We start from the raw sequence: 18,075 nt of genomic DNA, 5'->3' as shown, positions 1-18,075 counted from the left end.
AGGCTACTTGCCGGAGGACTGGGCAGGCACGATAACGCTACGCCTGTTTTTGGCCCGGTAACAGACCCACATCACCGCCAGCCAGACCGGTATCGCGTACACCGATATGCGGATGCCGGGGATCATCAGCATGATGCCGAGGATAAACACCACAAACGCCAGGCACACATAGTTGCCATAGGGATACCACAGCGCCTTGAACAGCGGCACTTGCGCGGTCCGATTCATGTGCTGGCGGAATTTCAGGTGCGAGTAGCTGATCATCGCCCAGTTGATCACCAGCGTGGCCACCACCAGCGACATCAACAGTTCCAGCGCCTGCTGCGGCACGAAATAGTTGAGCAGCACCGCAACCAGTGTCACCGCGGCAGAGGCGAAAATCGCCTTGACCGGCACCCCGCGCCTGTCGACCTGGGCCAACGCCCTGGGTGCATCGCCCTGCTCGGCCATGCCCACCAGCATGCGGCTGTTGCAGTAGGTGCCGCTGTTGTACACAGACAGTGCCGCTGTGAGCACCACGAAGTTAAGAATATGCGCCGCCGTGTCACTGCCCAGCATCGAGAACACCTGCACGAACGGGCTGCCGCTGTAGGAATCGCCAGACGCATTGAGACTGGCCAGCAGGCTGTCCCAGGGCGTCAGCGACAACAGCACCACCAGCGCGCCGATGTAGAAAATCAGGATGCGGTAGATGACCTGGTTGATTGCCTTGGGGATCACGGTCTTCGGCTGTTCGGCTTCGGCAGCGGTGAAACCGAGCATCTCCAGCCCGCCGAAGGAGAACATGATGATTGCCAGCGCCATCACCAAGCCGCCGACGCCGTTAGGGAAAAACCCGCCATGCTCCCAGAGGTTAGTCACCGAGGCCTGCTGGCCACCGCTGCCACTGACCAGCATGTAACTGCCCAGCGCGATCATGCCGATGATCGCCACCACCTTGATGATCGCGAACCAGAACTCGGTCTCGCCGAACACCTTGACGTTGGTCAGGTTGATGGCATTGATCAGCACGAAGAAGGCCGCTGCGGATACCCAGCCCGGGATGTCCGGCAACCAGTAATGGATGTATTTGCCGACGGCGGTCAACTCGGACATGCCGACCAAAATGTACAGCAGCCAGCAATTCCAGCCCGACAGGAACCCGGCGAAACCGCCCCAGTAGTTGTGCGCGAAGTGGCTGAACGACCCGGCGACCGGCTCTTCGACGATCATCTCGCCCAGCTGGCGCATGATCATGAAGGCGATGAAGCCGCAGATGGCATAACCGAGAATCATCGACGGCCCGGCTGATTTCAGCACGCCCGCCGAGCCGAGAAACAGGCCCGTCCCGATGGCACCGCCCAAGGCGATCAACTGGATGTGTCGATTCTTCAGGCCGCGTTTCAGTTCGCCCGAGGGTGAGGTTGTTTCACTCATTCAATAGCCACCTGATCGATCTTGTGCTGTGACGAAATAGAACCTGCTGCGCTTGTGACGCAACAGAATTGCAGCGTTCGAGGCGGATGGCCCGGAGCGTTGAACAGCACTGTTTCACAGAAAAAAGCGCAGCATTGTACACGGGCATTCCGGCTGAGGTTCAAAACCGGAAGGTCGATGCGTGACCGCAGTGTGACAGCGCTTTTCAGAGCGCCGAAAACGACAACGCCAGCCCTGTGGACTGGCGTTGCCATTCATTCACACCGAGCGATCACTCAGGTTTGCGACGACCGAAGCCTGGACGCTGACCTGAACCTGCCGGTGGGCCACGACGTTTGCCTGACGGCGCATCATCGTTGACCAGCTTGATGCCGATACGCTTCGGGCCCGGCTTGGCCGGACGCTTGTTCATGTCGCTCGGACGCTCGGCGACCGGCGTACCACGGCTGTTGTCGGCCGGACGCGGCGCGCGTGAACCGGGCTTGCCCGAATCCTTGCGCGGCGAAGGACGCTGAGTCGAATCGCCACCGCGCGGACGATCGCGCTCGCTGCCGGTGATCTGCGGCTGACGCGGTGCGCGCTCGCCGCCGGTCGCCGGAGCACCAGCCGCCGGACGCAAGGTACGAACACGCTCGCCTTTGCCCAGAGGGCGCGACGATTGACGCTGCAGACGCTCCATCTTGTCTTTGGTCTTGGCATTCATCTGCGGCTGGGCCACAGGTTGCAGACCAACTTCAGCTGCCAGAATATCGACTTCGTACTGGCTCATTTCGCGCCAGCGGCCCATCGGCAGGTCGGAGTTGAGGAACACCGGTCCGTAACGCACGCGCTTCAGGCGGCTGACCACCAGCCCCTGGGATTCCCAGAGACGACGCACTTCGCGGTTACGGCCTTCCATCACCACGCAGTGATACCAGTGGTTGAAGCCTTCGCCGCCCGGTGCCTGCTGGATATCGGTGAAGCGTGCAGGACCGTCTTCGAGAATCACGCCATTCTTGAGGCGCAGCAGCATGTCGTCATCGACTTCGCCACGCACACGAACCGCGTATTCACGGTCCATTTCAAACGACGGGTGCATCAGGCGGTTGGCGAGTTCACCGTCGGTGGTGAACATCAGCAGGCCGGTGGTGTTGATGTCGAGACGACCGATGTTGATCCAGCGGCCTTCCTTCGGACGCGGCAGACGGTCGAACACGGTCGGACGGCCTTCCGGGTCGTCACGGGTGCAGATTTCACCATCGGGCTTGTTGTACATGATGACGCGACGGACCGTTTCGGCCGCTTCTTCGCGCTTGATGACGCGACCGTCGACACTGATGGCGTCATGCAGGTCGACGCGTTGACCGAGGGTCGCGTCCTTGCCGTTGACCTTGATACGGCCTTGGGTAATCCAGGCTTCCACGTCACGGCGTGAACCCACGCCAATGCGCGCCAGAACCTTCTGCAGCTTTTCGCCTGCGGGTCCGATTTCCTGGCTGTCCTGCTTGTCTTTTTCACTCATCTGGGCACCTCCCGGTGTGTCGAATCAGGGCTGGCCGAGAACCGGCAAGACCTGTGCCCGGCGCGCTGTGGATAGCGGCAAGGCGAAATACTTGAAAGCCCGGGCGACACTTGATCGCCGAGGGTCGGCCATCATACGCCCCTGCGCCGGTTTACGCATCCGGCGTCAACGGCAAATGCCCGAATCACTTCTTCTTTTTACGACCGGCGGTCTTGAGCTTGGCCAGCCGCTTGGCAGACTCCTCGAGCACCGTGCGCTTGTCGTCCTTGTCGAGTTTCTTCCAGGCCTTGATTTCGCGCTTGCTGCGGCCGCATCCCAGACAAATGTCATCATCGAACTTGCACAGGCTGATGCAGGGGTTCTTGGTCGAACTCATGGGCAGCGAATCTCATGGCGAGTGGTATCAGATGTGACCCTGGGCTGGCGTATGAATTCGACCGAAATGCGCTGGGCGTTGGCACGACAGTCCTGATTATCGTTCTGCACGCTCCAGGACGAGGTATCAAGAGGACGCAGAGCGCTCATGGCTACATACAGGTCATGTGGGAGCGAGCTTGCTCGCGAAAGGGCCCGCACAGAATCCGAAAATAGCGAGCCTGCACCATCGCCTTCGCGAGCAAGCTCGCTCCCACGAGACTTGTGTACCACGCTGAACGCTTCAGCGTGGGAGCGCGAGTCAATCAGACCTCATCGTCGCCTTTGTCGCCTTCAGGCTCTGGCTCCGCGCGCAGCAGGTCGTCGAAGTCGGTCTTGAGGCCCTGCTCCATCGAGTCCAGTTCCACCAGCAGGCTGCGGAAGCTGGTTTCGTCACGCGGGGCTTCCGGCTCTGCGTCCGGGTCGAGGCTGGCGTCGGCCAGGGCTTGCAGGTGCGCAGGCACCGGTGCCTCTTCGAAATCCAGCACCGGCTCGGTTTCCATCTCGCGCAGGTCGGCCAGCGGCGGCAGCTCGTCGAGGCTTTTGAGATTGAAGTGGTCGAGAAAGCCTTTGGTGGTCGCGAACATGGCCGGTTTGCCGGGCACATCCCGGTAGCCCACCACACGAATCCACTCGCGCTCGAGCAGAGTCTTGACGATGTGGCTGTTGACCGCGACACCACGGACATCTTCGATCTCGCCTCGCGTGATCGGCTGGCGGTAAGCGATCAGCGCGAGGGTCTCCAGCATGGCCCGGGAGTAACGCTGCGGCCGCTCTTCCCACAACCGCCCGACCCACGGCGAGAAGCGGTCACGAATCTGCAGGCGATAACCCGATGCCACTTCCTTGAGCTCGAAGGCGCGCCCCTCACAGGACTTGCGCAACACCTCGAGTGCCTTTTTGAACACCGGAGGCTCAGGGCGCTCACCTTCCTCGAACAACTCATACAGGCGCTCCAGCGTCTGCGGTTTTCCGGAGGCCAGCAGAAATGCTTCAAGCAGCGGGGCCAGTTCGCGGGGTTCGTTGAGGTTCATGGGTGTGTTCTTGCTCTACTCGGCTCGCGCCCGGACATGGATCGCCGCAAAGGGCTCGTTTTGGACCAGTTCGACAAGTGACTCCTTGACCAGCTCAAGCACCGCCATGAACGTCACGACCACACCCAGACGCCCCTCTTCGGCGGTAAACAGCTCGGCGAACGGCACAAAACCGCCGCCCTTGAGACGTTCCAGGACATCGCTCATGCGCTCGCGGGTGGACAGTGCCTCGCGGCTGACCTGGTGGCTTTCGAACATGTCGCCACGGTGCAGCACTTCGGCCATCGACATCAACACTTCTTCAAGGCTGACATCCGGCAGCAACTTGCGTGCGCGGGCTTCGGGAGCGTCCAGTTTCGGCACGATGACATCGCGGCCCACCCGGCTCAGCCCGTCAATACCCTCGGCGGCGACTTTGAAGCGTTCGTATTCCTGCAAGCGGCGAATCAGCTCGGCGCGTGGATCGCCTTCTTCCTCTTCGACTTCCGCCGAGCGCGGCAACAGCATGCGCGATTTGATCTCGGCCAGCATGGCGGCCATGACCAGATACTCGGCAGCCAGCTCCAGGCGCACGGTTTTCATCAGCTCGACGTAACCCATGTACTGCTTGGTGATCTCGGCAACGGGAATATCGAGGATGTCGATGTTTTGTTTGCGGATCAGGTACAACAGCAGGTCAAGCGGGCCTTCGAACGCTTCGAGAAAGACCTCCAGCGCGTCGGGCGGGATGTACAGGTCGAGCGGCATCTGCGTGACAGCACGCCCGTAGACCAGCGCGAACGGCAGTTCCTGCTGGGCGTCTGCCTGGCTGTCCACTGCCTCGACGGCTGTCATCAGGCACGTTCACCGAACGGCGTCGGATCACCACAGCCGACCCGAACGACCTGAGGTTCACCCTCGGCCAGGTTAATGACCGTGGACGCCGAAATACCGCCGATCCCGCCGTCGATGATCAGGTCGACCTGATGCTCGAGAATCTGGCGCATCTCGTAGGGATCGCTGAGCGGCACGCTGTCGCCCGGCATGATCAGGCTGACGCTCATCAGCGGCTCACCCAATTGCTCCAGCAGGGCCTGGGCGATGGGATGGCTTGGCACCCGCAGGCCGATGGTGCGGCGCTTGGGGTGCAGCACCAGGCGCGGCACCTCACGGGTGGCATTGAGAATGAAGGTGTACGGCCCGGGCGTGTGCGCCTTCAGTGCACGGAACGCGCCGGTGTCGACCTTGGCAAACAGCCCCAACTGCGACAGGTCGCAGCACATCAGGGTGAAGTTGTGCTTGTCGTCCAGCTGACGCAGGCGGCGGATGCGCTCGATGGCGCTCTTGTCACCGATCTGGCAGCCCAGTGCATAGGACGAATCTGTCGGGTACACCACCAGCCCGCCGGCCTTGATGATTTCAGCGGCCTGTTTGATCAGGCGCGGCTGCGGGTTTTCCGGATGGACCTGGAAAAATTGACTCACGATTACTTCCTGTTCAGACGGCGGCAGTAGGCTGTTCATGTTTGAATCTGCACCACAAAGGCGGTAGATCTTCAGGCACGGGACGATAAGTACCGATCTCGCCCCAGGTGCCAGGACCGTGGAAGTCGCTGCCGGCAGAGACCAGCAGACCGAACTCGCGTGCAAGGATAGCCAGGGTTCCGACCTGATCGGCAGGCTGCATGCCATTGACCACTTCTATGGCGTGCCCACCGGCCTGGACGAAATCGCCGACCAGTTTACGCCGTTTGCTGCGGGTAAAGTCATAATGTGAAGGATGCGCAAGGCTGACCCACGCACCCGACGCCCGCAAGGTGGCGACCGTGTCCTCCAGCGTCGGCCAGTGCTGCTTCACATCGCCCAGTTTGCCCGCCCCCAGCCATTTGCGAAATGCCTCGGCGCGATCCTTGACGAAACCCGAGCGCACCATGAAGTCGGCAAAGTGCGGACGCGCAGGCGCATTACCGCTGTCACCCAGTTCCTGCTGAATCGCGCGAGCGCCTTCCAGCGCGCCAGGCATACCTTTGATCGCCAATTTACGGCTGATTTCTTCCGCACGCAGCCAGCGTCCTTCATGCAAACGGCCGATGGCTTCGGTCAGCGCCGGGGCCTGGGTATCGAATCCGTAACCCAGAATATGGATGGTCGCGCCGCCCCAGGTGCAGGACAGCTCCACCCCGTTGACCAGTTGCATACCCAATGAATGCGCCGCCGCACGGGCCTCTTCAAGCCCTTCGAGGGTATCGTGGTCGGTCAGCGAAAGGACGCGCACGCCGTTTTCATGAGCACGCGCAACCAGTGCCATAGGCGAGAGCGCCCCGTCGGAAGCGGTGCTGTGGCAGTGCAGGTCTACATTCATAGTGATGCTTTCGTGTTCATTGATGTTTGTTATTATGCCGCCACATCCTGCTTCTGGCTGCCATTGTGAAACAATTCATCGACTTCATCCCGCTGCTCCTGTTCTTCATCGTTTACAAAACCGAGCCGCGTGCCGTGGATATCCTCGGCAATACCTATATGGTAGGCGGCATTTTCAGTGCAACGGCGATGCTGATCATCAGTTCGGTGGTGGTCTACGGCATTCTCTACGTCAAACAACGCAAGCTGGAAAAAAGCCAATGGCTCACGCTGGTGGCGTGCCTGGTGTTCGGCAGCCTGACCCTGGCCTTCCACAGCGAAACCTTCCTGAAATGGAAAGCCCCGGTGGTCAACTGGCTGTTTGCCGTCGCCTTCGCCGGCAGTCATTTCATCGGCGACCGTCCGCTTATCCAGCGCATCATGGGGCATGCACTGACCCTGCCGGCAGCGATCTGGACCCGGCTCAACATCGCCTGGATCATATTCTTCCTGTTCTGTGGCGCAGCCAACCTGTATGTGGCCTTCACTTATCAGGAATTTTGGGTCGACTTCAAAGTATTCGGCAGCCTGGGCATGACCCTGATCTTCCTGGTCGGCCAAGGAATCTACCTGTCACGCCACCTGCACGACACCGCTCCCAATACGACCAAATCCGAGGACTGACATGCTCTACGCAATCATCGCCACCGACGTCGAAAACTCGCTGGAAAAACGCCTCAGCGTTCGCCCGGCGCACCTCGATCGCCTCAACGCGCTCAAGGATGAAGGCCGTCTGGTGCTGGCCGGTCCACACCCGGCAGTCGACAGCAACGACCCGGGCGCTGCCGGTTTCAGCGGCAGCCTGATCGTTGCCGAGTTCGAATCGCAAAGCGCCGCCAAGACGTGGGCCGAAGCCGATCCATTTGTTGCCGCTGGCGTCTATGCCAACGTCGTGGTCAAGCCGTTCAAGCAAGTCCTGCCCTGATCCCCGCCCTTCGACAACACCTGCACGCCCTGCTTCCAACGAAGCAGGGCCGTCCTGCCGCCCCGCCCTTCATTCATCATTCCCGCCTGCCTGCCGATAACCCGCTCAATGTGCGAATTTACACGGCTCGGTAAAAGGGAGTTCAGATGCGTTCAGCGACGTGGTGTCTGTTGGCGATATTGATGGCGGCGAGTGTGCAGGTAAACGCCGAGACGGTCGGTGAAGGTGGCGCAGTACAGTCTTCGCATCAGCCAGGCACCGCCAGCCAGATGGCCGACCTCCAGGTGCGTCTCAAGGACAGCGAGCGGCAGCGCGAAGAATTGACCCGGCAGTTACAGAACGCCGATCCGGAACGCAACAACGCCTTGCTGACACGTTTGCGTCAGGAGAACCAAAAGCTCAAGTTGCAGCTCAAAGAAGCACTGTCCGCAGCGCCCCCGCGCCTGCTGACCGAGCAGCAACAATGGTTCATCGCAGGCGGTGGCGTTGCGATGTTCGCCCTTCTGTGCGGTATATTGGTCAGCGGTTGGCGTAGGCAACGTCGGCAGTGGCTAAATTGAGTGAGTCATGAGCGAGCTGTTACTAATTGATGATGATCAGGAACTGTGCGAACTGCTGAGCAGTTGGCTGAGCCAGGAAGGCTTTCAGGTGCGCGCCTGTCACGACGGAACCAGCGCGCGTCAGGCATTGGCCGACGCCGCACCCGCTGCCGTGGTGCTGGACGTGATGCTGCCTGACGGCAGCGGTCTGGAGTTGCTCAAGCAATTACGTGCCGACCACCCCGACCTGCCGGTGGTCATGCTCTCGGCACGCGGCGAGCCGCTGGACCGCATTCTGGGTCTTGAACTGGGCGCTGACGATTACCTGGCAAAGCCCTGCGACCCTCGCGAACTCACTGCCCGCCTGCGCGCCGTGCTGCGCCGCAGTCATCCGGTCGCATCATCCAGCCAGCTAGAACTGGGCGACCTGACCTTCAGCCCGATGCGCGGTGTGGTCAGTGTCGACGAAAAGGAGCTGACCCTCACGGTGTCCGAAAGCCGCTTGCTGGAAGCGCTGATGCGCCAGCCCGGCGAACCGCTGGACAAGCAGGAACTGGCGCAACTGGCCCTGGGCCGCAAACTGACCCTGTACGACCGCAGTCTGGACATGCACGTCAGCAACCTGCGCAAGAAAATCGGCCCGCACGCCGATGGCCGCCCACGCATCGTCGCGCTGCGCAGCCGCGGCTATTACTACGCGCTTTGAGTCGCTTCACGTGGCAAGCCTGACGCAGCAAGCTGAAAGCCCGGCGCTTCTGGCGTGTAGCCTTAAGCTGACAACTTGCAACGGTCTCCTTACACAAGCTTTACCAAGCGCTGACTGCGCTTGACCTTGATCTCCCTAAACTGGGCTCATCGGCATCGAGCCGCACTAGAGACAAGGAGATACACAATGCGCAAGACCCTGATCGCTTTGATGTTTGCCACTGCCCTGCCGACCATTGCCATGGCCGCACCACCAGCGCCACCTGCCGGTGGCCCGGATGCTGACGCACCTGCCATGCACATGGATCGCGATGACCGCGGCCCTGGCCCTGGCCCACGTATGGATCGCGGCCCTGGCCCGATGGGACCGATGGCCGAGCTGGACCTGACACGTGAACAGCGTCAGCAGATCGAACGCTTGATGCGCGAGCAACGGCACGAGCGTCGCGAAATCACTCAAAGCTACCTGGAAAAAATGCCTGCTGCCGACCAGAAAGCAATGCACGACGAAATCGAAGCCAAACGCTCCAAGACCGACAGCGAAGTTCGTGCACTGCTGAGGCCTGACCAGCAGAAGCTGTTTGACGAGATCAAGAAGAAAGAAGATGAGCGTCGCGCCGAATGGGCCGAGTTCAAGGCCTGGAAAGCGGCAAAAGCAGCAAAAACGCTGTAACCATCAGGCCTCGCGGCCCGATGAGCTGAACACAACCCGGCATGCACGCGCATGCCGGGCTTTTTTACTGAGACCGAGGAAATCCCGTGCGTTCATTGTTCTGGCGAATCCTGGCCAGCTTCTGGCTGGCCATCGCTCTGGTAGGCGGCCTGTCGGTGCTCATGGGGCACATGCTCAATCAGGATGCGTGGATCCTCAGTCGTCACCCGGTGCTCAACTCGTTACCCGAACAGTGGACGCAACGCTTCGAGGACAAGGGCGCGGATAACGCTCAGGAATTTCTTCAGGACATCAAACGTCGCAATCGTATCGACACACAAGTGCTCAGCGACAGCGGCGAGCCGATGGTGCGTGGCACCTTCCCGCCGCGCGCCGCAGCTCTGGAAGCGCGGCAGCGGGAAGACGACGATCAGGGGCGCAAACTGCCCTGGCGCCGTCTGGCCACCGAGTACAGCAGCCCGAAGACCGGCGAAACCTACCTGTTCATCTACCGCGTTCCGCACCCGGAGCTCGACGAATGGCACCGTCAGAGTCTGATGTGGCCGCTGAGCGCGCTGGGCATTGCGCTGGTGGTGCTGACCCTGTTCAGCCTGTTCGTGACGCTGTCGATTACACGACCGCTGAGTCGCCTGCGCGGTGCAGTGCACGACCTGGGGCAAACCAGCTATCAACAGCACAGCCTCGGACAGCTGGCCAACCGGCGTGACGAGTTCGGCGTGCTGGCCAAGGACTTCAACCGCATGGGCGCGCGCCTGCAAAGCCTGATCGGCAGTCAGCGCCAGTTGCTGCGCGATGTGTCTCATGAATTGCGCTCACCGCTGGCCCGATTGCGCATCGCCCTGGCGCTGGCTGAACGTGCCGAGCCTGCCGAGCGTGAAAAGCTCTGGCCACGGTTGGGCCGTGAGTGTGACCGGCTGGAGGCGCTGATCAGCGAGATCCTGGCCCTGGCGCGCCTCGACGCCGAGCTTCGCGGCCCTGAGCCTGTCGACCTCGAAGCGCTGCTGCAGCGCCTGAAGAACGACACCCAACTGGATGGTATCGACCAGAACATTCGCGTCGAGGTGCAGGACAGCCTGCAGTTCAAAGGCTGGCCGGACATGATCGAACGTGCGCTGGACAACCTGCTGCGCAACGCGCTGCGCTTCAACCCCTCCGGTCAGCGCATCGATCTGCAGGCAACTCAGGTCGGCGATCACGTCCGTCTGAGCGTCCGCGATCATGGTCCGGGGGTTGCCGACGAACATCTGGCACAACTGGGCGAGCCGTTTTACCGCGCCCCCGGCCAGACCACGCCCGGTCACGGCCTGGGGCTGGCGATCGCCAAACGCGCAGCGGAGCGACATGGCGGCACCCTGATGCTGGGCAATCACCCGGAAGGCGGGTTTATCGCCACGCTGGATCTGCCCAGAGAGCCGCTCAGTTTATCGTCTGTCTGATCAGCCCTGCCACTCGCTGACAAACCCGCCCACATCGACTTTTGGCGCTTCGCGCGGCGGGTTCAGCGGGGTGCCCAGGTACAGAAAGCCGAGCACTTCTTCGCCGGCTTCAAGGCCGAAGCCCTTGGCCACCTGAGGCGCATAGGACAGCTCGCCAGTCCTCCAGACCGCACCGATACCCAGTGCATACGCTGCCAGCAACACGCCATGTGCGGCGCATCCGGCGGTGATCCGCTGTTCCGAGTGCGGGACTTTGAAGTGGTCCTGCAAGCGCGCGATCACGACCACCACCAAGGGTGCACGCAATGGGCCAAGACGGGCCTTTTCCAGCGCCTGCGGGGTAACTTCAGCGCCACTCTCCTGCAGCGCCTGCGCCAGCATCTCGCCCATGCGGTCACGGGCCGCGCCTTCGACCGTCAGAAAACGATACGGCTTGAGCTGTCCATGGTCCGGCGCGCGCAATGCAGCACCGAACAGGATTTCCCGCTGCGCAGCGTCCGGGGCCGGGTCGACCAGTCGTGGAACCGATACACGATTGAGCAAAACGTCGAGCGCCTGCATGGACTGTCTCCTTGAAAAGTGATCGAGCATTCTAGAGCCTGTTTAGCGTCAATAACGAGTGCGACGGACAATTCGTTACCTCTGCGCTCGCAGCCGGTCCTCGGCGGCGCCGGTTTACATGCCCTCAAGCGCAGGTAGAATGGCGCCTTTCCTCACACCAGCCAGAGCCTGTCATGTCGTTGCCGACCTTGCGTATCATCGGTTTCATTATCGGCATCTTCCTGATCACCCTGGCTGTCGCCATGATCGTGCCCATGGCCACGCTGGTCATCTACGACCGTTTCGAGGACCTGCGCGAATTCCTGTGGGCCAGCGCCATTACCTTTATCGCCGGCCTGGCGCTGGTGGTGCCCGGACGCCCCGACAACGTTCAGTTGCGCCCGCGGGACATGTACATGCTGACCGTCTCCAGCTGGATCGTGGTGTGCATTTTCGCCGCCCTGCCCTTTCTGCTGACCCAGCACATCAGTTACACCGACTCGTTTTTTGAAAGCATGTCGGGCATTACTGCCACCGGTTCGACAGTACTCAGCAACCTGGACAGCATGTCACCGGGCATTCTGATCTGGCGTTCGATGCTGCACTGGCTGGGCGGCATCGGCTTCATCGGTATGGCCGTGGCGATTCTGCCCTTGCTGCGCATCGGCGGCATGCGTCTGTTCCAGACCGAGTCCTCGGATCGCTCGGAAAAGGTCATGCCCCGCTCGCACATGGTGGCCAAGTTCATCGTGCTCGCCTACGTCGGCTTTACCGCGCTGGGCAGCCTGGCCTTCTGGGCGGCGGGCATGAGTCTGTTCGACGCGATCAACCATGCGATGTCGGCGATTTCCACCGGCGGCTTCTCCACGTCCGACCAATCGCTGGCCAAATGGCCGCAACCGGCGGTGCACTGGGTGGCGATCGTGGTGATGATCCTCGGCAGTCTGCCCTTTACCCTGTATGTCGCCACCCTGCGCGGCAATCGCAAGGCGTTGATCAAGGATGAGCAGGTTCAGGGGCTGATCGGGCTGCTGTTGATCACCTGGCTGGTCATGACGGTCTGGTACGCCAACACCACGGACCTGCCGTGGACCGAGGCGCTGCGCCATGTCGCGCTGAACGTGACCTCGGTGGTGACGACGACGGGTTTTGCACTGGGTGACTACAGCCTGTGGGGCAATTTCTCGCTGATGCTGTTCTTTTATCTGGGCTTTATCGGCGGCTGTTCCGGCTCGACAGCGGGCGGCGTGAAGATCTTCCGTTTTCAGGTGGCCTACATTCTGCTCAAGACCAACCTCAATCAACTGATCCATCCGCGCGCGGTGATGAAGCAGAAATACAATGGCCATCGACTGGACGATGAGATCGTGCGCTCGATCCTGACCTTTTCGTTTTTCTTTACGATCACTATCTGTCTGATCGCGCTGATGCTGTCGCTGCTCGGGCTGGACTGGATGACGGCGCTGACCGGCGCTGCCAGTACGGTATCGGGTGTAGGGCCAGGGCTGGGTGAGGTCATCGGGCCAGCGGGCAATTTCTCTACCCTGCCGGATGCGGCCAAATGGATTCTGTCCGGCGGCATGCTGCTTGGCCGTCTGGAAATCATTACTGTGCTGGTGCTCTGTGTACCGGCATTCTGGCGGCATTGAGGTCTGGCTGGGCGTCGGAGCGGACCGAGCGACGCTTCGCTTATTCGCGAAGACGGCATTTGATTTATCGTTCCCACGCGGAGCGTTGGCACGATAGTCGTAAACATGAGCAGGACTCGAATACTCCACATCGGCACGACAGCCGGCTAAATTTGTGTATAACAATAAGAACCCACACGAGGACAGGCACCGTGGATACCATCAGGCGTTTTTCGAGCTTTGCCGAGTTCTATCCTTTCTATCTTGCCGAGCACAGCAGCGCTACCAGTCGGCGTCTGCATTTTGTCGGTACATCGCTGGTGATTTTCCTGCTGGCGTTTGGTGTGGGCAGCGGCCGGTGGGGGTTGTTGTGGCTGTTGCCGGTCGCGGGTTACGGCTTTGCCTGGGCCGGGCATTTCTTTTTCGAGAAGAATCGTCCGGCCACGTTCAAGCATCCGTTTTACAGCCTGCTCGGCGACTTCGTGATGTACCGCGACATGCTCCTGGGCAAGGTGCCGTTCTAGGCCGCTTGCTTCAGGCAAGCGTTTCGCTGGCGGGTTCCTCGACAGCAACCTGTTGCGCCTTCAAATGCGCATCCGCCAGACGGAACAGTTCGATGTTGCCGTCCAGGTGTTCGATCAGGGCGGTACAGGATTCGACCCAGTCGCCGCAGTTGAGGTATTCCACGCCGCCCACCTGACGGATTTCCGCATGGTGGATGTGCCCGCAGACCACCCCGTCCAGCCCGCGCTTCACGCATTCATGGGCGATGGCTTCCTCGAAATCGCTGATGAAATTCACCGCACTCTTGACCTTGTGTTTGAGGTACGCCGACAGCGACCAGTAGCCATAGCCGTACTTGGCGCGCCAGTGGTTGAGCCAGCGGTTGAGGGTCAGGGTGAATTCATAGGCCGAGTCGCCCAGAAAGGCCAGCCAGCGATGGTAGCGGGTGATCACGTCGAACTGGTCGCCGTGAATGACCAGGAAGCGACGTCCATCGGCCGTCACGTGTTCGACTTCGTCGACCAGCTGGATGTTGCCCAGCACCAGCTTGGAGTAGCGGCGCAGGAATTCATCGTGATTGCCGGTGACGTAAATGACTTCAGTGCCGCGCTTGCTCATGGTCAGCAAGCGGCGAATCACGTTGGTGTGTGCTTGTGGCCAGTACATGCCGCCGCGCAGTTTCCAGCCATCGATGATGTCGCCGACCAGATACACCTTGTCAGCTTGATAGCGCTTGAGAAACGCGGAGAGGTGCTCGGCCTGGCAATCGCGCGTGCCCAAGTGAACGTCGGAAATCCACAAGGTGCGCACGCGTTGTTTGCGGCTGGGTGTGGCGAGCTGAGCACTGGTCATGTGACGACCTCCGGCAGGGTTTCCAGAAGAGTGGAGCATGCCGGTTAACCGAATGTGACACGTGCGTGGCGATGTCGTGACAGTCGCCTGTATTACTGAGCACTTTCCGGAGTATGGCGGTCGTTGTGGCCCAGATCGCGGGCCGGGTCGATCTGGTCACGCAGCCGCTGCTTGAGCACTTTGGCTTCGGGAAAGCCGCCATCGGCCTTGCGTTCCCAGAGTTGTACGCCGTCGCAGGTAATGTGGAACACGCCGCCGGTGCCTGGCTGCAGCGAGACTTTACCCAGATCGTCGCTGAACGTGCTCAGCAGTTCCTGGGCCAGCCAGGCAGCGCGCAATAGCCACTGGCATTGAATGCAATAAGTGATGATGACTTCAGGTTTTTCGGCAGACATGGGCGTCCCCTTCGGAAATTCAGACGGCCATGATACGCAGCGTGCGCCGAATCAACGAGCGCTGGCGAAGCGACGCAGCGCACTGAGGGTCACATCCTGTTCCGGCGCTTGCGGAGCAGTATCGGCAGCCGCGCGCACCTTGACGCCCAGCAAGCCCAGCAAGCGGCTGCGAATCAGCTGGAACCCGGCCTGCCCGCTGTCACGCTGGCGCGGCAGGTCGACGCGAATGTCATCGGCAATCCTGCCATCGGCCAGCACGATGACCCGGTCCGCGAGCAGGATCGCCTCATCGACATCGTGCGTCACCAACAGCACTGCCGGGGTGTGCTTGCGCCACAGGTCGATGATCAGCTGATGCATGCGAATGCGCGTCAGGGCATCGAGTGCAGCGAAAGGCTCGTCGAGCAGCAACAGTTTTGGCTCACGGACCAGCCCCCGCGCCAGCGCCACACGCTGCGCTTCGCCACCGGACAAGGTGGCCGGAAAGGCATTCAGCCGATGCGCCAGGCCAACTTCGGTCAAGGCCGCTTCGGCCCGAGCCTTGGCATCGTTGATGCGCAGGCCGAGAACCACGTTTTTCCATGCGCTTTTCCACGGCATCAGGCGCGGCTCCTGAAACACCGCCGCCCGCGCCACCGGCACACGCAGTTCGCCACTGTCGATCTCGTCCAGCCCGGCCAGGGTGCGCAGCAAGGTGGTCTTGCCAGAGCCACTGGCGCCGAGCAAGGCGACAAATTCCCCTGGAGCAATGTCCAGATTCAGCCCGTCGATGACCCGTTGCCGGCCAAACTGACGCACCACGCTGCGCAGTTGCACAGGTGCCTGCCCTGCCTCGGGCGCGACAGTTGAAGTGTTGCGCAAATCGAGAGTCGCCATGTTTTCAATGCCTCACGAAGGTCGGCCGCCAGGCCAGCGCATAGCGCTCCAGCGTACGAATGATGCCGTCGATCACCAGGCCAAGGACGCTGTAGATCAACAGACAGATAACGATTACATCAGTGCGCATGAAGTCCCGCGCATCGCTGGCCAGATAACCGATGCCAGCGGTGGTGTTGATTTGCTCGACAAAGACCAGGGCCAGCCACGAAATCCCCAGTGAATAACGCAGCCCGACAAAAAACGCAGGCAACGAGCCGGGCAGGATGACGTGCCAGATCAGCTCTCGGCGGCTCAGCCCGAGCGTGTTGGCAGCCTCGATCAGTTTCGGGTCGATATTGCGGATGCCGGAGAACAGGTTCAGGTACACCGGAAAGGTGGTGCCCATGACGATCAGCGCCACTTTGGTGAACTCGCCAATGCCGAACCAGAGGATGAACAGTGGCACCAGTGCCAGCGAAGGAACGGTGCGCATCATCTGCATGGGCGAGTCGAGAACGATTTCGCCGCGTCGGGAAAGCCCGGTCACCAGCGCAGCCACCACGCCAATACTGACGCCGATGCTCAAGCCCAACAGCGCCCGTTGCAATGAAACCCACAAGTGGTGAGCCAGTTCGCCCGAGACGATCATCGACCAGAGCGTACCGCCGATCTGCGACGGCGCGGCAATCACGCGGACTGGCAGCAGCCCGGTGTGTGAGGCCAGTTCCCAGAGCAGCAACAGCGCCAGCGGGCTGAGCAGGCGCAAGACAGAGCCCGGCACTTGCCAGCGCGGGCGACCCGGTTGCGAGGCGCGGCCCTGTGCGGGTTTATTGACCACCAGAAAACCGGGTTCCGCGGGGATGAGTGTTGTGTCAGACATGGGTACATCCTTCCTGGACAAATCGGGCAAGGCGCACCCGATGCATTATGAAGGCCATGTTATGAGCATAAGAACGCCACGTGAAATTCGATTTAGACCTAAGCTAATAGTTAAAATATTTGATCACCAACCGATACGATAATGCATATTTTTTATAATTAACTTAGACCGAAATCGAATTTCACATCGTCTGCTCCTTGCCTTTATGGTGCCTCTCGACAAGGTCGAACGGACCTCAACCATTGGCAGGAGTTTTCATGAGCATCGAATTCATTGGCTATATCGCCACGCAACCCGGTTCTGAAATCCACCCGCGCAGCGGCGCGACCATCCAGCCCGACTACGTGAAGACCGTGGCCAAGGCTCATGAAGATGCCGGTTTTGATCGCGCACTGATCGCCTACCACTCCAACAGCCCGGACAGCACGCTGGTCGCAGCGCATGCCGCCAGCGTCACCACCAGACTGAAGTTCCTGGTCGCCCATCGCCCGGGCTTCATCGCCCCTACAGTGGCGGCACGGCAGTTCGCGACGCTGGACGTGTTCAATGGCGGGCGCACTGCCGTGCATATCATCACCGGCGGTGACGACAAGGAACTGCGTGCCGACGGCAGCCACATCGGCAAGGACGAACGCTACGCACGCAGCGACGAGTACCTCAGCGTGGTGCGTCAGGAATGGACCAGCGACAAGCCGTTCGATCATAACGGCACCTACTATCAGTTCGAGGGTGCGCACTCACTGGTCAAATCCCCGCAGCAGCCACATATCCCTCTGTACTTCGGCGGTTCCTCGGCAGCGGCAATTGCTGTGGCCGGCAAACACGCCGATGTCTATGCGTTGTGGGGCGAGACATACGAACAGGTGCGTGACGTGGTGAAACAGGTTCGCGCCGAAGCCGCCAGACATGGGCGGACCATTCGTTTCAGCCTGTCATTGCGTCCGATTCTGGCCGAGACCGAGGAACAGGCCTGGGCACGCGCCGACAGCATTCTGGAAAAGGCCAAGGCCCTGGCAGACCGCAACGGCTTCGTACGTCGCGAACCACCGAATGAAGGATCACGCCGTCTGCTGGCCGCCGCAGCACAAGGATCGCGCCTGGACAAGCGCCTGTGGACAGGCATTGCCGGCCTGCTCGGCGCCCAGGGCAATTCGACCTCGCTGGTCGGTACCCCGGAACAGGTCGCTGAAGCGCTGCTGGATTACTACGACCTGGGGATTACCACTTTCCTGATTCGCGGCTTCGATCCATTGGAAGATGCCATCGACTACGGCAAGAAGCTGATCCCGCTGACTCGCGCATTGGTGGCGCAGCGTGAACAGCAGGCTCGTGAACAGGTCGCCTGATTCAACCTATATCCTGCGGGCCGGTCTGACGCCCAGCGCCAGACCGCCTGC

At 60.9% G+C, this 18,075-nt stretch carries 21 protein-coding genes; 9 read left to right on the top strand and 12 right to left on the bottom strand.

Annotated elements, in window-relative coordinates; all coding sequences use genetic code 11:
- Positions 1-3 precede the first annotated feature (3 nt).
- The 7 genes from AO388_RS26220 to AO388_RS26190 all read right to left on the bottom strand — a co-directional run bounded on the left by AO388_RS26220 (position 4) and on the right by AO388_RS26190 (position 6,705).
- Positions 4-1,416 carry an amino acid permease gene (locus AO388_RS26220; protein WP_003434532.1) on the bottom strand — a complete coding sequence of 471 codons (1,413 nt, stop codon included), beginning with the start codon at positions 1,414-1,416 and terminating at the stop codon, positions 4-6.
- A 271-nt stretch (positions 1,417-1,687) separates the two neighbouring features.
- Positions 1,688-2,917 carry a 23S rRNA pseudouridine(2605) synthase RluB gene (rluB, locus tag AO388_RS26215; protein WP_058397103.1) on the bottom strand — a complete coding sequence of 410 codons (1,230 nt, stop codon included), beginning with the start codon at positions 2,915-2,917 and terminating at the stop codon, positions 1,688-1,690.
- A gap of 184 nt (positions 2,918-3,101) precedes the next feature.
- Positions 3,102-3,293 (bottom strand): DUF1289 domain-containing protein, encoded by a 192-nt coding sequence (locus tag AO388_RS26210; RefSeq protein WP_002554453.1) that lies wholly within the window; start codon positions 3,291-3,293, stop codon positions 3,102-3,104.
- A 304-nt stretch (positions 3,294-3,597) separates the two neighbouring features.
- Positions 3,598-4,365, bottom strand: a complete 768-nt coding sequence (scpB, locus tag AO388_RS26205) for an SMC-Scp complex subunit ScpB (protein ID WP_003369852.1) — start codon at positions 4,363-4,365, stop codon at positions 3,598-3,600.
- Positions 4,366-4,380: 15 nt separating this feature from the next.
- Positions 4,381-5,079, bottom strand: a complete 699-nt coding sequence (locus AO388_RS26200) for a segregation and condensation protein A (protein WP_170846047.1) — start codon at positions 5,077-5,079, stop codon at positions 4,381-4,383.
- A 119-nt stretch (positions 5,080-5,198) separates the two neighbouring features.
- The gene (locus AO388_RS26195; RefSeq protein WP_003434523.1) at positions 5,199-5,828 is read right to left on the bottom strand and encodes an L-threonylcarbamoyladenylate synthase; all 630 of its coding nucleotides are present in this window, start codon (positions 5,826-5,828) and stop codon (positions 5,199-5,201) included.
- A gap of 13 nt (positions 5,829-5,841) precedes the next feature.
- Positions 5,842-6,705 carry a PHP domain-containing protein gene (locus AO388_RS26190; protein ID WP_003369844.1) on the bottom strand — a complete coding sequence of 288 codons (864 nt, stop codon included), beginning with the start codon at positions 6,703-6,705 and terminating at the stop codon, positions 5,842-5,844.
- A 65-nt stretch (positions 6,706-6,770) separates the two neighbouring features.
- Here AO388_RS26190 and AO388_RS26185 point away from each other — a divergent pair, with 65 nt between their 5' ends.
- The 6 genes from AO388_RS26185 to AO388_RS26160 all read left to right on the top strand — a co-directional run bounded on the left by AO388_RS26185 (position 6,771) and on the right by AO388_RS26160 (position 11,021).
- Positions 6,771-7,367, top strand: coding sequence for a septation protein A (locus AO388_RS26185; protein WP_003314713.1), 597 nt, complete (start codon positions 6,771-6,773; stop codon positions 7,365-7,367).
- Between the two features lies 1 nt (position 7,368).
- Positions 7,369-7,668, top strand: coding sequence for a YciI family protein (locus AO388_RS26180; RefSeq protein ID WP_003369841.1), 300 nt, complete (start codon positions 7,369-7,371; stop codon positions 7,666-7,668).
- A 146-nt stretch (positions 7,669-7,814) separates the two neighbouring features.
- On the top strand, positions 7,815-8,228 hold the full coding sequence (locus AO388_RS26175) for a hypothetical protein (protein ID WP_003369839.1): 414 nt from the start codon (positions 7,815-7,817) through the stop codon (positions 8,226-8,228).
- Positions 8,229-8,235: 7 nt separating this feature from the next.
- Positions 8,236-8,913, top strand: a complete 678-nt coding sequence (locus AO388_RS26170) for a response regulator transcription factor (RefSeq protein WP_003434516.1) — start codon at positions 8,236-8,238, stop codon at positions 8,911-8,913.
- A gap of 186 nt (positions 8,914-9,099) precedes the next feature.
- A complete protein-coding gene (locus AO388_RS26165) occupies positions 9,100-9,585 on the top strand; it encodes a Spy/CpxP family protein refolding chaperone (protein ID WP_003369834.1) in 486 nt (161 codons plus the stop codon).
- An 86-nt stretch (positions 9,586-9,671) separates the two neighbouring features.
- Complete coding sequence (locus tag AO388_RS26160; RefSeq protein WP_044309943.1) at positions 9,672-11,021, top strand: sensor histidine kinase; 1,350 nt, start codon at positions 9,672-9,674, stop codon at positions 11,019-11,021.
- On the opposite strand, the gene AO388_RS26155 is transcribed toward AO388_RS26160, so the two are convergent.
- Complete coding sequence (locus AO388_RS26155; RefSeq protein WP_003369830.1) at positions 11,022-11,582, bottom strand: nitroreductase family protein; 561 nt, start codon at positions 11,580-11,582, stop codon at positions 11,022-11,024.
- A 173-nt stretch (positions 11,583-11,755) separates the two neighbouring features.
- On the opposite strand from AO388_RS26155, the gene AO388_RS26150 reads away from it, so the two are divergent.
- Positions 11,756-13,210: a TrkH family potassium uptake protein gene (locus tag AO388_RS26150; RefSeq protein WP_003369828.1), complete on the top strand. Its 1,455-nt coding sequence runs from the start codon at positions 11,756-11,758 to the stop codon at positions 13,208-13,210.
- A gap of 191 nt (positions 13,211-13,401) precedes the next feature.
- Positions 13,402-13,713, top strand: coding sequence for a DUF962 domain-containing protein (locus AO388_RS26145; protein WP_003393857.1), 312 nt, complete (start codon positions 13,402-13,404; stop codon positions 13,711-13,713).
- Between the two features lie 10 nt (positions 13,714-13,723).
- On the opposite strand, the gene AO388_RS26140 is transcribed toward AO388_RS26145, so the two are convergent.
- From AO388_RS26140 to AO388_RS26125, 4 genes are all read right to left on the bottom strand, one after another.
- On the bottom strand, positions 13,724-14,545 hold the full coding sequence (locus tag AO388_RS26140; RefSeq protein ID WP_003342638.1) for a UDP-2,3-diacylglucosamine diphosphatase: 822 nt from the start codon (positions 14,543-14,545) through the stop codon (positions 13,724-13,726).
- Positions 14,546-14,637: 92 nt separating this feature from the next.
- Complete coding sequence (locus tag AO388_RS26135) at positions 14,638-14,940, bottom strand: SelT/SelW/SelH family protein (RefSeq protein ID WP_003369824.1); 303 nt, start codon at positions 14,938-14,940, stop codon at positions 14,638-14,640.
- 51 nt (positions 14,941-14,991) lie between these two features.
- Positions 14,992-15,816, bottom strand: a complete 825-nt coding sequence (locus AO388_RS26130) for an ABC transporter ATP-binding protein (RefSeq protein ID WP_058417438.1) — start codon at positions 15,814-15,816, stop codon at positions 14,992-14,994.
- A gap of 4 nt (positions 15,817-15,820) precedes the next feature.
- Complete coding sequence (locus tag AO388_RS26125; protein ID WP_058417437.1) at positions 15,821-16,678, bottom strand: ABC transporter permease; 858 nt, start codon at positions 16,676-16,678, stop codon at positions 15,821-15,823.
- Between the two features lie 257 nt (positions 16,679-16,935).
- Here AO388_RS26125 and AO388_RS26120 point away from each other — a divergent pair, with 257 nt between their 5' ends.
- Positions 16,936-18,024 carry an LLM class flavin-dependent oxidoreductase gene (locus tag AO388_RS26120; protein ID WP_003434496.1) on the top strand — a complete coding sequence of 363 codons (1,089 nt, stop codon included), beginning with the start codon at positions 16,936-16,938 and terminating at the stop codon, positions 18,022-18,024.
- The last annotated feature ends 51 nt before the right edge of the window (positions 18,025-18,075 follow it).

Source organism: Pseudomonas sp. ICMP 10191, assembly GCF_001467335.1.
Lineage (GTDB): Bacteria > Pseudomonadota > Gammaproteobacteria > Pseudomonadales > Pseudomonadaceae > Aquipseudomonas > Aquipseudomonas cerasi.
Note: the sequence above shows the minus strand (reverse complement) of the source record. Positions and strands in the feature narration are given on the sequence as shown.